General features: G+C 44.6%; 12 protein-coding genes. 6 read left to right on the forward strand and 6 right to left on the reverse strand.

The window, feature by feature from the left end; all coding sequences use genetic code 11:
- Window positions 1–117: 117 nt before the first annotated feature.
- From FN961_RS10340 to FN961_RS10360, 5 genes are all read left to right on the forward strand, one after another.
- Window positions 118–1251: an FIST signal transduction protein gene (locus tag FN961_RS10340; protein WP_144040104.1), complete on the forward strand. Its 1134-nt coding sequence runs from the start codon at window positions 118–120 to the stop codon at window positions 1249–1251.
- 3 nt (window positions 1252–1254) lie between these two features.
- Complete coding sequence (locus FN961_RS10345; protein WP_144040105.1) at window positions 1255–2691, forward strand: sensor domain-containing diguanylate cyclase; 1437 nt, start codon at window positions 1255–1257, stop codon at window positions 2689–2691.
- Between the two features lie 139 nt (window positions 2692–2830).
- Entirely contained in the window at window positions 2831–3604 is a 774-nt protein-coding gene (locus tag FN961_RS10350) for a ribonuclease H family protein (RefSeq protein WP_144040106.1), read from the forward strand.
- Window positions 3605–3745: 141 nt separating this feature from the next.
- Window positions 3746–4141 (forward strand): hypothetical protein, encoded by a 396-nt coding sequence (locus FN961_RS10355; RefSeq protein WP_144040141.1) that lies wholly within the window; start codon window positions 3746–3748, stop codon window positions 4139–4141.
- A gap of 132 nt (window positions 4142–4273) precedes the next feature.
- Entirely contained in the window at window positions 4274–5635 is a 1362-nt protein-coding gene (locus FN961_RS10360) for a leucyl aminopeptidase family protein (RefSeq protein WP_144040107.1), read from the forward strand.
- Window positions 5636–5720: 85 nt separating this feature from the next.
- On the opposite strand, the gene FN961_RS10365 is transcribed toward FN961_RS10360, so the two are convergent.
- Both FN961_RS10365 and FN961_RS10370 read right to left on the reverse strand, forming a co-directional pair.
- A complete protein-coding gene (locus FN961_RS10365; RefSeq protein WP_144040108.1) occupies window positions 5721–7316 on the reverse strand; it encodes an ABC-F family ATPase in 1596 nt (531 codons plus the stop codon).
- Between the two features lie 245 nt (window positions 7317–7561).
- Window positions 7562–9832 (reverse strand): heavy metal translocating P-type ATPase, encoded by a 2271-nt coding sequence (locus FN961_RS10370; RefSeq protein ID WP_144040109.1) that lies wholly within the window; start codon window positions 9830–9832, stop codon window positions 7562–7564.
- Between the two features lie 124 nt (window positions 9833–9956).
- Here FN961_RS10370 and FN961_RS10375 point away from each other — a divergent pair, with 124 nt between their 5' ends.
- Complete coding sequence (locus FN961_RS10375) at window positions 9957–10355, forward strand: MerR family DNA-binding protein (RefSeq protein ID WP_144040110.1); 399 nt, start codon at window positions 9957–9959, stop codon at window positions 10353–10355.
- On the opposite strand, the gene FN961_RS10380 is transcribed toward FN961_RS10375, so the two are convergent.
- From FN961_RS10380 to mmsB, 4 genes are all read right to left on the reverse strand, one after another.
- On the reverse strand, window positions 10352–12397 hold the full coding sequence (locus tag FN961_RS10380) for a S9 family peptidase (protein ID WP_144040111.1): 2046 nt from the start codon (window positions 12395–12397) through the stop codon (window positions 10352–10354). The two genes, FN961_RS10375 and FN961_RS10380, sit on opposite strands and share 4 nt — an antisense overlap.
- Before the next feature lie 49 nt (window positions 12398–12446).
- The gene (locus tag FN961_RS10385) at window positions 12447–12677 is read right to left on the reverse strand and encodes a hypothetical protein (protein WP_144040112.1); all 231 of its coding nucleotides are present in this window, start codon (window positions 12675–12677) and stop codon (window positions 12447–12449) included.
- Window positions 12678–12826: 149 nt separating this feature from the next.
- Window positions 12827–13585 (reverse strand): SDR family oxidoreductase, encoded by a 759-nt coding sequence (locus FN961_RS10390; RefSeq protein ID WP_144040113.1) that lies wholly within the window; start codon window positions 13583–13585, stop codon window positions 12827–12829.
- A gap of 4 nt (window positions 13586–13589) precedes the next feature.
- Window positions 13590–14507: a 3-hydroxyisobutyrate dehydrogenase gene (gene mmsB / locus FN961_RS10395; protein ID WP_144040114.1), complete on the reverse strand. Its 918-nt coding sequence runs from the start codon at window positions 14505–14507 to the stop codon at window positions 13590–13592.
- Between the last annotated feature and the right edge of the window lie 5 nt (window positions 14508–14512).

Raw genomic sequence — 14512 nt, forward strand, 5'->3', positions numbered from 1 at the left:
CAATTTAGTACATATTAAATAATACTTCCTACCACAATATTCTTTTATTCAAGTTGGCTTGAATAAAAGCAACTTAGACACTAATTTTAATGGAGAGTATTTATTTATAGGTTCCCCATGAAAACTTTTCAAACTCAATGGCATAATGATGATTGGACTCAAAGTGAGAACATTCCTGAGCTAGACGGTGAGCAAACGCTTATCTTACTGTTTGGTGAAATCGATAAACTCCCTGAAGCCATTGAAAAAATGCGTCATTTAGCTCCTCATGCCAATATCACTGGTTGCTCTACTGCAGGAGAAATCCAAGGTCAGCAAGTACATGAAAATGGCTTAATCGCCACTATTATCGCGTTTGAAAAGACACAAATTAAGCTAATACGCGCAGTGGAGGAAGCTGATACAGATTCGCGTGAGTTAGGGCTATCCTTAGCTAAACAGCTGAATGAAACAGCTGAACTCTGCCATGTTTTCATTCTCAGTGACGGATTAGAGTTTAATGCTAGCCACCTAGTAGAGGGAATGACCCAAGAACTTGGACTAGACATTCAAGTCACCGGTGGGCTGGCAGGCGATAGCCAGAATTTCATTAAGACTCATCTGTTGTTCGAAAATGAAGTCTGTTCATCTGCAGTCGTCGCCATCGGTTTCTATGGTAATCAACTTGAGGTCAGCTGTGGAACGCGAGGCGGGTGGTGTTCATTTGGCATCGAGAGAAGAATCACCAAAGCAGACAATAACACCTTACTTGAACTCGACAATGAAAATGCATTAGCGGTCTACAAAAGCTATCTAGGAGAACTTGCGGAACAGCTTCCTGCCAGCGGGCTTAGATTTCCGCTAGAGATCAGTGAGCCCAATAAAATCACCAAAGTGGTTCGCACTTTGCTCGCCGTGGATGAAGATACAGGTGCTATTACATTTGCTGGGAATATCCCAAATGGCGCCACAGCCCAACTGATGCGATCAAATGTGGAATCACTTATCGACGGCTCCTTAGAAGCAGGTAAAATCTGCCGCCATAATATCTCCCACAATCCTCAAGTCGCAATATTAGTTAGCTGTGTAGGAAGAAAGCTAGTGCTAAAACAACTTGTTGAAGATGAAATTGAGGTACTTAGTGAAGAGTTCGGTGAACAAACCTTACTCTGTGGGTTTTACTCCTATGGTGAAATAGCCCCCTATGACAGACACTGCCTCGCAGAACTGCATAATCAGACCATGACCATCACAGCCTTTGCGGAAATTTAATCTATGCATAGAATGCTAAAGCGGCAACTGAAAAAGGCTTATCCGAATGGATTACCTGACAACGTTGAGTTTAGTCATTTTATCGAGCTCATAGAGCAAGCTTATACCTCAATGAGTGAAGAACTGAGTATCACGGAACGCTCACTGGATTTAAGTTGTGAAGAGTTACAACAGCGCCATGATACCCTAAGTAAGATCCTCGATGCCCTTCCCGATATGAGTATGTGGATAGACCAAGATGGTATGATCCGTGACATTCGGGTTGGCTGCTTTAATCCACCTCTCGTTTCTAAAGAAGATGAACATGCCTCTATTACCTCATTAGAATTTTATAAAAATTCAGTGCCTTTACAACACTTTTTAACCGGCCACGAAAAGGTAGGTAGCAAGCGTGGTGAGCTCGAATTGAGTTGTGAGACTTTCACCTATTATGTAGAAGCAAGATTGACTTCAGTCAGTAAACATCGTTGGTTACTGGTCATTAGGGATATCTCACTAAGACGTAAATTGATTGAGATGCAGACCCAAAGGCTCGATCAGATAAAGCGAACTCAAAAGCAGCTCCAAGGTTTGATCAATGCGGCACCGACGGGCATTTTAATCACGGATGAAAGCACAAAGTTGGTCATGGTCAATAATTATATCTGCCAGAAACTGTCCCTATCCTCCGATGAGTTGTTAGGCCGAAATCCATTAAGCTTTATCGCAAAGAAATACCGACTAGAATATCTATCTGAGATACAAAAACACATTAGTTATGACGATACAGTTTTAGACTCTCGGCTGGATCTGACCATGAGCTTACCCAGTAATGAGACCATGCAAGTGGAGATGGCTTTTAGTACGTTACTGTTTGAAGACAAAAAATTAGTGATCACAGCTATCACCGACATCAGTGAGCGGAAGCGATTGGAAGATCAATTAAGAGTATTGGCCTCTACAGATCCTTTAACTGGTGCTTACAACAGACGTAGCTTTCATGAGCTTAGCCATAAAGCAATGTCGACCTGCTCTCGTGAGCAACAAGCTTTCTCCATATTACTGCTCGATTTAGATTTTTTTAAACGCGTCAATGATAACTATGGCCATAGCGCAGGAGACGAGGTCTTAATCACCACAGTCAAAACCATTAACGATTGCATCCGAGAAGCGGATATTTTGGGCCGTCATGGTGGAGAAGAGTTTGTCATCGCACTGCCAAATACTGATAGCAAGAGAGCAAAAGAAATTGCCAACAGGATCCGCCAGTGCATTGAAGAGATGCGAGTCCATGCAGAAGGCAACATCATAGCCCTCACCGCAAGTATCGGTTTGGTTACTAAAACAGAAAGCTGCGATTTTGAGAAACTAATCAACCAAGCCGACTGTTACCTTTATTTTGCAAAAGATAATGGCCGTAATCAGGTTGTCGATGAACAAACCTACCTCTCACAAAACTAAGCCATTCCTCGAAAATCCAAGACCAAACAAGCTCACAGAATCGTCATTTAAACCGGACTGACAACAAACCATTTGTGTAATGCAGAGCATTAAGTAATGATGAATTATTAGTGCAAGAATGAGCAGGTAAAAGACAAAGATGGCGAGTAAATATTATGTGATTTGGGTGGGACGTAAACCCGGTATCTACACCTCTTGGGATGAAGCGAAACAACAGGTCGATAAATACCCTAAGGCGCAGTACAAATCATTCAAGACGAAAGCTGAAGCACAAGCCGCATTCTCCAAAGGGACCAGTGCAGCCCCAAACAGCAAGAAACCTGCATCCACATATAGCAAGAAACCAGCCTCTCAATCCGCTAAAACTCATGCAGAAACGGTTTCAGACAGTCAGTATGACGTCGAAATATACACTGACGGTGGCTGCGAACCAAACCCAGGTAAAGCAGGCTCTGGTGTCGCCATGTATAAAAATGGGGTTCTAACAGAGCTTTGGTATGGCCTTTACAACAGCTTTGGTACCAATAACTCGGCAGAATTGAATGCACTGCATCAAGCCCTGTTAATTGCGAAGCAAGCTTTAGCCAATAAACAAACTGTCCATATTCGCAGTGATTCTCAATACTCCATAAACTGCATCACTAACTGGGCTTATAGCTGGAAGCAAAAAGGCTGGAAGCGTAAAGTTGCCGGTGATATTAAGAATCTGGAGGTCATTCAAGCCTCACATGCCCTGTATGAAGAGCTAAAAGATGAACTCAAAATATCCCATGTTGCCGCCCATATTGGCATCGAGGGAAATGAGCTTGCTGACAGAATGTCTATCTATGCTATCGATAAGAAAGACACGGCATTTTGCCGTTACCCAGATCCTATCGACTTAGCGTCAATATTAAGCCTAAGAACAGGTTAGGTATTTTCTAATGTAAGGCACTAATAAATGGTTTAGTGTCTTATGTCATTTTTATTTGCTCTTCCTCCCCCTTTATCAACTAAATTTAAAGTGCTAAAGCATAACTATGCCAAACCCACTCTCTATGAGACAATCCGCGCCATGAAAGTATACGCCCATGTCCATAAAGCCCCTATCCGTGTTTTCCGCATCAGCAAGCGACGTTTTTGGTTACGTTTAAAACGTGATCTTCTACTTTTGAAAGAGGCGTTAGCACAGGAGAAATTGGAGACCAAAGAGATGTTGGTCACCTATAAGCGTTACACTAAAAAACAGGCTAACCGGGAAGAACTAAAGGAAGCGAATAAACAATTTGGTGATCTGCTAAAAGGGTTAGGACTAGGGATGTTTGCCATACTGCCTTTTGCCCCTTTGACGATTCCACTGATTGTAAAACTCGGCAAAATTGTCGGTGTTGATGTGCTCCCCAGCTCGTTTAATAACATGGGTGAAAAGCGACAACGTAAAACTGCGCGCTATCCCGATGACGAGAAATAGTGTTTCCCAAAGTTGCTTAACTGCCACTCTTCTCAAGCAAAGGGGATAACCACTTTCACCTGCATTAAAACCTTGTTACCCTAGTGTTTTCTTTCTCAAATAATGATAACTAGCAGCGAGAACTAGCCCCACATGACTGACTTATTGATTTCAGGTGTTTCAGGCACCCCACTTTCTATTCTCCACACTGACTCTTTCGATGCCTGGTTAACCAACCAAGCCCCACAAACCAAAAACTGGCTAGCAACGACACAATTCAATGGGAAAGGGATGAGTCTGATCCCCGACGCTAATGGTGAGCTGTCTCAAGCGATTTTTGTAACAAATGAGCCTGATTCATATTGGGTTTGTGGCGATCTCGTCAACCAACTTCCAGCAGGCCAATATCACATAAAAGCGACAGAGGAACAGATCAAGGTCGCCGCGTTCAGTTGGGGACTTGGTGCTTACAAATTTGACCGCTATAAGAAAAGTGACAAGCAATACCCGACTCTTGTCATCGATAACCAAGAGATTGTTGAACAAGCTAAAAAACTCGTTCGCTCCGTCTCTATGGTGCGTGACTTAGTGAATACACCCGCAGCTGACATGATGCCACAGCATTTAGGTGACACCATGGAAGCACTGGCTGATGAGTTTGGGGCCAAGGTCACTCAAATTGTGGGTGATGAGCTACTTGAGCAAAACTACCCCACGATCCATATGGTCGGGCGGGCGAGTGAAAACCTACCCCGTCTTATCGACCTGACTTGGGGCGATGAATCAGCACCAAAAGTGACCTTGGTTGGTAAAGGTGTTTGTTTCGACTCAGGCGGGCTCGATCTAAAACCTGGCGCTGGCATGCGTTTCATGAAAAAAGACATGGGCGGCGCAGCTCACGTTATCGGTCTTGCTCATCAGATAATGGCAAGTAATCTACCTATCCGCTTACGTGTGCTCGTACCTGCAGTTGAAAATGCGGTTTCTGCCAATGCATTCCGTCCAGGTGATGTGATTAAAACCCGTAAAGGGATCACCGTTGAAATAGACAATACCGATGCAGAAGGTCGACTCGTGCTTTGTGATGCGCTGGCTGAAGCTAACAATGACAAACCAGAACTGGTCATTGACTTTGCCACGCTAACAGGTGCGATGCGCATAGCGTTAGGTACAGAGCTACCAGGGTTTTTCAGTAATGATGATCAAGTTGCGATAGACATGACTCAATCGGGTCTTAATGTTCAAGATCCTATCTGGCGCATGCCACTGCATAAACCTTACATGGAACTAACAGGCAGTGATATTGCTGATTTAGCAAACTGTGGCAAAACCCCTTTTGGCGGCGCCATTACAGCAGCGCTTTACCTTGAAGCCTTTGTCGATAAAGATATCAGCTGGAGTCATTTCGACGTCATGGCTTGGAATAATCGTAAACTGCCAGGTCGTCCTGTGGGTGGGGAAGCATTTGGTATTCGCGCGGTATTTGACTACTTACAGACGCGTTTCGAAAAGTAACCTCAAAAGCCAGATACAAAAAAGCGAGCTAAACAGCTCGCTTTTTTATTATCTAACTGGAGCGCTAACTCCAATTTAGAACCGCTTAAGCATCAACGCCTTTGCTTCTTAGGAACTCATCATAAGTACCTTTGAAATCGTTGATCCCATCAGCAGTGATCTCTAAGATGCGAGTCGCGATAGACGATACGAATGCACGGTCATGACTGACAAACATCAAGGTACCTTCGTACTTCTCAAGCGCGTTGTTCAATGACTCGATTGATTCCATGTCCATATGGTTGGTTGGCTCATCGAGTAGCAAGATGTTCGGCTTTTGCATGATAAGCTTACCGAAAAGCATACGACCCTTCTCACCACCAGAAAGCACTTTAACCGACTTCTTGATGTCATCAGAACCAAACAGCATACGACCTAAATAACCACGAACTGACTGGTCATCATCTTCAGGCTTACGCCATTGGCTCATCCACTCGAACAAGGTCATGTCGTTTTCGAAATCTGACTCATGATCCTGTGCATAATAACCGATCGAAGAATTTTCAGACCATTGAATCGTGCCGCTGTCTTGTGGAATGTCATGCACTAAAGTACGCAGTAAGGTTGTTTTACCCACACCGTTTTGACCCAGTATCGCAATACGCTCACCGACTTCAGCCATCAGGTTGATGTCTTTGAATAACGGAGTGGCATCGAAACCTTTAGTCAAGTTTTCAACCACTAAGGCATTACGGAACAGTTTCTTCTCTTGTTCGAATCGAATGAACGGATTCACACGGCTAGAGGCTTTGATATCATCAAGCTTAATCTTGTCGATAAGCTTAGCACGTGAAGTCGCTTGCTTAGCTTTAGATGCGTTAGCAGAAAAACGTGCAACGAAGCCCTGAAGTTCAGCGATTTGCGCCTTCTTCTTCACGTTATCTGACATCAAGCGCTCACGAGATTGCTGAGCAGCCATCATGTATTCGTCATAGTTACCAGGGAATACACGTAACTCACCGTAATCCAAGTCAGCCATGTGAGTACATACTGAGTTTAAGAAATATCTATCGTGAGAGATAATGATCATGGTGCTGTTACGCTGGTTCAACATCTCTTGTAACCAACGAATCGTATCGATGTCCAAGTTGTTGGTAGGCTCATCGAGAAGCAGCACATCTGGATCAGAAAATAGTGCCTGTGCCAAAAGAACACGTAGCTTAAAGCCCGGTGCAATTTCACCCATTAAGCCAAAATGCTGTTCAACACCGATACCAACACCCATGAGTAATTCACCAGCACGAGATTCGGCGGTATATCCGTCCATCTCAGCAAATTCCATCTCAAGATCGGCAACTTTAATTCCGTCTTCTTCTGTCATTTCAGGCAGAGAGTAGATACGGTCACGTTCCTGCTTCACTTTCCAAAGCTCAGCGTGGCCCATGATAACAGTATCAACAACGTTGAACTCTTCGTAACCAAACTGGTTCTGACTCAGTTTACCTAGACGCTCATTGACGTCTAAAGAAACATTACCACCACTAGGTTCAAGATCGCCGGCAAGTATCTTCATAAAGGTTGACTTACCACAGCCGTTTGCGCCGATAAGACCGTAACGGTTACCGCCGCCAAATTTGACTGAGATATTTTCAAACAGTGGCTTAGCGCCGAACTGCATGGTGATGTTAGCTGTAGTAATCAAGTATAAAATTCCGAATTTAGTTATGCGATACGCGGCTATTTCAAAGGCCGAACCTGGGTAAAGCTTGCGTAAAAACAAGCTCACGATACAAGTATGAATAGCCCACGTTAGATTAGGCAAAATCAAGCGCGAAATTATAGAGGAAGAGGACTAAATTATCAACTAATCTAGCCCTCTTATCCTGCAAGGTTTATTTTCAGCGAATGTTTTACAAAGCCTATCGTTCATTAGCCAAATGCGTTGTTCTAAAGCTGTTCAGAACTCAATTTCACATACCTTAATCGGTTGGCATTGCTTACCACGGTAAGTGAAGACAACGCCATTGCAGCACCTGCAATCACTGGACTTAATAACAAACCAGTAAATGGGAACAGCACGCCAGCCGCAATCGGAATACCTAAGGTGTTATAAATAAAAGCACCGAAAAGATTCTGTTTAATATTGCGCATACTGGCACTAGCCAGAGTAAACGTATCGACTAATACGGACAATCGTCCTGAGAGAAAAGTAAGATCGGCACTCTCTATCGCCACTTCAGTGCCATCGCCCATGGCGATGCCGACATCGGCACTCACTAAGGCAGGGGCATCATTGATGCCGTCCCCAACCATGGCCACGACTTCACCTTCAGCTTGCAGCGCAATGATGTGCTGCTGCTTTTGCTCAGGTAACACCTCTGCTATCACCTCTTTAATCCCAACCTGATCAGCAACCGCTCTGGCTGTATGAAGATTATCGCCACTGAGCAACACCACGCGTTTACCCGACTTAATCAAGGCTGACATAGCCACCTTTGCATCAGCTTTAATCGGATCCGTTATAGCCATAATCATGCTTAACTCACCATTTTGAGCCACATAAACAGGCGTTTTTCCTTGCTCAGCGAGTTCACCCACTTCGACTTCACGCATCGCTAAACCAGTTACGCCCTGACTTTTCATCAATTCACGGTTTCCCACCGCCAACGTAGCACCATCAACGATGCCAACGATCCCTCTTCCTTGAACATTGCTGAAAGATTCAGGTTCAACGAGAGTCAGCTTTCTGATCTTGGCTTCTTCCAATACGGCACTTGCCAATGGATGTTCTGAATGAAGCTCCAAGCTCGCCACTCGAGTAAGCAGTTGCTCAAGCGTTTGATCAGCTTTAGCTCCTTCGACATCACTAGGCGCAGTCAGTAATATATCGGTCACTGAGGGTCGACCTAAGGTGATAGTCCCTGTTTTATCAAGCACGACACAAGTGACCTTGCTGGCCATTTGCAGCGCTTCACCGTTTTTAATCAACACGCCCATCTGTGCAGCTCGTCCCACGGACACCATGATAGACATGGGCGTGGCTAATCCTAACGCACAAGGGCAAGCAATAATGAGCACACTGGTTAACACGATTAACGCGTGTGACAGTTGCGGCGCAGGGCCTAACAAGTACCAAATAACCGCTGCCGTAATAGCAATAAGCACCACTACCGGCACAAAATACGCCGATATTTTATCGGTCAAACGTCCAATAGGCAGTTTAGACGTCTGTGCCTGTTGCACTAAATCAATGATTTTAGCGAGTCGAGTATCACTTAATCCTGCCGTCACTTTATAAATGATACTGCCATTACCGTTCACAGTTCCGGCGCTGAGTCGGTCCCCCGCGACTTTTATCACTGGCAAAGGTTCACCGGTCAACATAGACTCATTGATATTAGAACTTCCCTCTACTACCTCACCATCAAGGGCTACTCGTCCTCCTGGCTTTAAGCGTAATCTGTCACCTAGTTTAATCTCTGCTATCTCAACCTCTTGATCGCCCGTGTCTGTGATTTTAGTGGCAGTGGTTGACTGTAACCCAACCAAGCGTTGTACTGCCTCACTGGTTTTTCCTTTTGCTCTCAGCTCTAACGCATGGCCCAAGTTGATTAACCCTAGAATCATCACACTAGCTTCAAAATAGACATGACGCGCCTCTGGCGGAAAAGCCTCGGGCATCAAGACCACCAGCATAGAATATAACCAAGCAGAGGTCGTACCTAGTACGATCAAGGTATCCATATTGGCGCCACCAACTTTAAGTGCACGCCACATTCCTTTATAAAAATGTCCGCCAGTCGTCACAAGCAATAACAGAGTGATCGCGCCCATTCCCCCCCAAGCCAACTGCTGTGCGGGACTATTCACCATCATCTCACCGCCTAACAATCCCCAGATCATCATAGGAATACCTAGACCTAGACCAAACAGCGATTGGATGATTCGAGTACGATACTCTTTTGCTTCTTCTTCAGCTTTTGTTTGCGCTGCGCGCTTAGCATCATGAATTTGCGAACTCTCGTAACCAACACTCGCAACGGTTTTTATCGCGATCTCGGCTGATATATCTCCCTGCACTAACACCTGTTTATCGGCCAAATTCACTCTTGCCGAGATAGCACTCTTTCCCTGATTTAATGCCGTAAATGCGCCTTCTATTTTTGCGACACAACTCGCACAATTCATCTTGGGAACATATAAAGTGATGCTGTTCATAAGGTTGACTCCAAATCTTCACAAATTCTTGCGTTGGTATACACTGTTCAACCAGCATAAAGCCTCCCCTTATGGGAGAGTCAATGGTATTGTTTGGCGATAAACAGAAAGTGGATAATACATCATGAAAATAGGTGAAGTTGCAAAACTAACGGGCTTATCGGTCAAAAGTATTCGTTACTACCATGACATCAATCTTGTCCATGGAGTGAAAGGAGAAAATGGTTACCGTGAGTACGATACACCTCAGGTCAACTCGCTTAAATTTATTCACCACTGTCGAGAACTGGGATTCTCACTGGATGACTGCCGCTCTCTATTAGATTTAAAGCTAGATAACTTAAGAGATGCTGAAGAGGTTAAAGCCCTAGCAAGGGAGCATCTACAAGAAATCAGTCAAAGAATAATTAAACTGCAGACCTTAGAGACTCAACTGTCACAACTCGTTAAAGATTGTCGTGGAGGTGCTCAACCCGACTGCGCGATTTTAACCGGCTTGAGTTGTAGCACCACGACGAATTAGTATTCTTGGGCAGCCTTTTTTAAGTGCTTAGCATTCTCCAACTTAAGCTTAGGAATATCTCCTGCGGGAGTGAAGCCAAAAACAGAACCATAAAATGACAGTTCAGCTTCCAGTGCCTTGGCCAAATTTTTTGGGTTCCTGAGTTTATAATCCTCACCATCGAAAGAGAGATAAGCGGTGGGTACCCCATTATTTTTAAGCGCAGTAAAGATACGCTTAGATTGCTCATCTGATACCACAGGATCATCGCTGCCCCTAATCAATAATAGCGGCTCTGTCAGTCCTGATAAATGATGAATGGGGGAACGCTCTCTTAGTTCATCTTCATCATTTTCACCAATAAGTTGCTCAACATAATGGGATTCAAATTTATGAAGTTTTTTATTTAGCATCTCAATATCACTGATGCCAGAATAGCTCACCCCCGCTTTAAAGGTGTTGTAAAAAGCTAAGGCTGACAATACCGTTAACCCACCAGCACTGTAACCTCTTATCGCTAATTGAGTGCCATCCACCCAACCTCTGTTGGCCAGATAACCTGCCGATCTTACCGCATCTTCAACATCAGATTGACCCCAGTGTCCATAAATACTGCGGCGATATTCACGACCAAAACCTGAACTACCACGATAATTGAGATCAAACACCGCAAAACCCCGACTGGTCCAATACTGTATATCCCGTCTAAAAGCTAAACTGGCCTTTGATGTCGGCCCACTATGTAACATGACCAATAAGGGAGGACGAGTATCTCTAGGTGCAATAAAATCTGGATTTTTTGGCCCATAAAAATACCCATAAACCAGTTCACCATTACTTGAACCTAAACTAATGCTCTCAGCTCTAGAGATAAAGTTGGGATTAAATGTCGATAACTCAGGTGAATAGATAAGCTCAGTACCGCGACCTTTAACACAATATATCCCCTTTTCAGGGGTTATCTTATCCCCCACAAAATAGATCCCATCTTCACCTGCAATTAACTGAGATATTTCACCAAAATCAACGGCAATGGGCTCAGTCGTGCCAGTATCGAGATAAATACGGATCAAAGACACTTCACCGTTACGCTGATAACTGGCGATAATGGTATTGTCGGACTCAAAGGCGTAATTATGGCTACCGAGCGTCCAATCAGGCACCGCAAACTCTGCATCGATATCTAAGACGTGCTCAATCTTTCCATCCTTACCAACTCGATAAAGATTCCACCAATTATTAAAATCCGCCACAAAGTAGAGGTGTCCACTAGGACTGAACTGTGGCTGAGTGATGGAACCTTCAAGCTCAGTAACAATACGTTTGGGATTATGGAGGCCGCCTTTAGGATCCAACGTACCCAGCCAAAGCTCTGTATTATCCCAAGGCATATTGGGATGCTGCCAAGCAATCCAGGCTAATTGTGAATGATCGGGAGATACTTGAGGAGAAGAATAGAAATCATCACCGGAAATTAATACCTCACCTTCGCCGGCAAAATTCAAATTCAATGCGACTAAACTGGAAATCGCTTCTCCCTCACCACGATGGTCTTCTCTGATACAGATGATCCGAGAACCTTTGGGATAAGCAGCACAATCTGCATGACGGGTATTGGGAGCGGTAAGTGGAACAGGTGCTTGATTTGGGGCAATTCGATAGAGTAGTTGATCATCCTCTTTAGACACAAACAAGCTTTGGCCTATGCCAAGGAAAGGAGAGCCGCCGTATTCATTAACTTTAGATCGCACATCAAACTCGGCCTTAATCATATCAGTAACCTTACGATCACCATCAATGCGCTTTATCCCTACCTTGCCACCAAGATCTGCTTCAGATTGAATGAAATAAATCCCGCCATTTACACTTTGTAATTCACCAAAGTCGTTAGCGAGGGCCGACACATCATTGGCAGCGATAGGCGATGCCCAGCTACCATAAACGGCGATCTGGCGACCGCTTTTCTTGTCGACTTCCTTTTCAGGTGAAGGCTGTCCGCACCCAGTCAAAAGCAATGATATGACCCCACAAATGAGGGAATTCATAAACAAAGGAATTTTCATCACACTCCTCACTCTGTGAACTCAAACGTCATGGCACGATAAGAAATCATCATTTATTCCGATAAAACCGACCTTTAAACCAATCAATGACGGACATCTGTTTATGGGTAGGTAAACCAAAATAAATACATACCCAAGGAGACAATAGACCATACCATGGGATAGCAGATGTACCACGGCCACTCAGCATAAGGTAAAAAAAGCCACCATAGATAACGACAACACCTGACACTCCAACAGATAACAGCATGTACTTCGTTATTTTTTCTAACCACAGCATCGAATTCTTGGATCCTTATACCTATATGAATATGTGATCATTATCACCTAAATTGAGAGTAATACCAATCAGTATAAAGATATTGGGCGGATAACAAAAAACGAGCCTTGGCTCGTTTTATACTTTACAGTCAAAAGCTTTGCGCACCTTTAAATGCGGATACCACCATCAATTTCAAACACACGACCGTTAACATAGTCGTTTTCGATAATAAATTTAACTGTTGATGAGATCTCACTCGGCTGACCCAGTCTGCCAACCGGTACCATCTTCTCCATACGCTCAAGCGCTTCAGGCTTCATGGCTGCAGTCATCTCAGTTTCAATCACACCGGGTGCTACTGCTGCACTGCGAATATTGTAACGAGCTAACTCTTTTGCCCAACCGACAGACATCGCCGCTACGCCGGCTTTTGACGCTGAATAGTTAGTTTGACCAACATTACCTGCTTTGGCTAAACTGGAAATGTTAATTATCACCCCTTCCTGACCTGATTCAATCATGGCTGCCGCTGCTTCACGACCACACAAGAAAGAACCCGTTAGGTTGACATTAATCACCGCTTGAAACTGCTCATATGACATACGTCCAGTGACTTTACCCTCTTTGGCTTTCACTAACATGCCATCGAATAAGATCCCTGCGTTGTTAATCAAGACATTGACCTTACCAAAGTCTTCCATGATGAAGCCAAAACCTGCCATCACATCTTCTTCATCGGTAATATCGAAAGCGTAACCTTGGACTTCAGTTCTATCACCGATATCGGCACAAGCACGCTCAAGCTTCTCTTGATCCACATCGATAAGCGCCAATTTAGCGCCCGAGTCAGCCAAGTCCATCGCCATAGCCAAACCCAGCCCGCCAGCACCACCAGTGATGACAACAACCTTATCTTTTAAATCCATCGAGTTACCCTTTATTTTTAATCTGTTGAGAATTAGTAAACTGTTCAAAAATACTTGAAAAATCTCGTGTCCCATTACCCTGTCTAGCATGGTTCACGTATAAACTGCGTGCTAACGCCCCCATTGGGGTGCTTGAATTTGACACGAGTGCGGCCTCTTGAGAAAGGCCGAGATCTTTGACCATCAAATCCACCATAAATCCGCCTTGATAGTCATTAGACGAGGGTACATTTGGCATCACATCCGGACAGGGATTGTACTTGTCTAATGTCCAGTTGCCGCCACTGCTCACCTTCATGATTTCAGATAACACCTTAGGATCTAGCCCATGGTCGATCCCCATCTGCAACGACTCGCTGGTTGCAACCATCAAGACTGACAGCAGCATATTATTGCATATTTTAGCCACCTGACCTGCACCGGCTGCGCCTGCATGTAAAATATTCGCCCCCATATGACCTAAAATCGGTTTTGCCAGCTCAAAAGCCCCGTTTTCGCCGCCACAAATGAAGGTCAAGGTCCCCGCCGCAGCCCCCGCAGTTCCGCCAGAAACGGGTGCATCAACAAAACTCAACCCCTTTTCGGCTGCTGATTTAGCCACTTGCTGCGCACTTTGGGCATCGATGGTTGAGCAATCTATCAATAAAGTGCCGTCAGCAACGACATCAATCAGCCCTTTGTTGTTATCATCACCAAGGTAAAGCGAACGCACATGCTTACCAGCCGGCAGCATAGTGATCACCACATCTGCCCCAGCTGCTGCGCCACAAGCACTGCTTGATGAAAGCGCGCCTAAGTCTGTCAGAGACTTCATCGCTTGTGGTACAAGATCAAACACCCGTACCGTTAATCCAGCGTTAACCAAATTGGCAGCCATTGGGGCGCCCATATGCCCTAAGCCGATAAATGCAACACTTGTCATCTCAT

Origin of the sequence: Shewanella hanedai (assembly GCF_007197645.1) — a bacterium.
Classification (GTDB): Bacteria; Pseudomonadota; Gammaproteobacteria; order Enterobacterales; family Shewanellaceae; genus Shewanella; species Shewanella hanedai.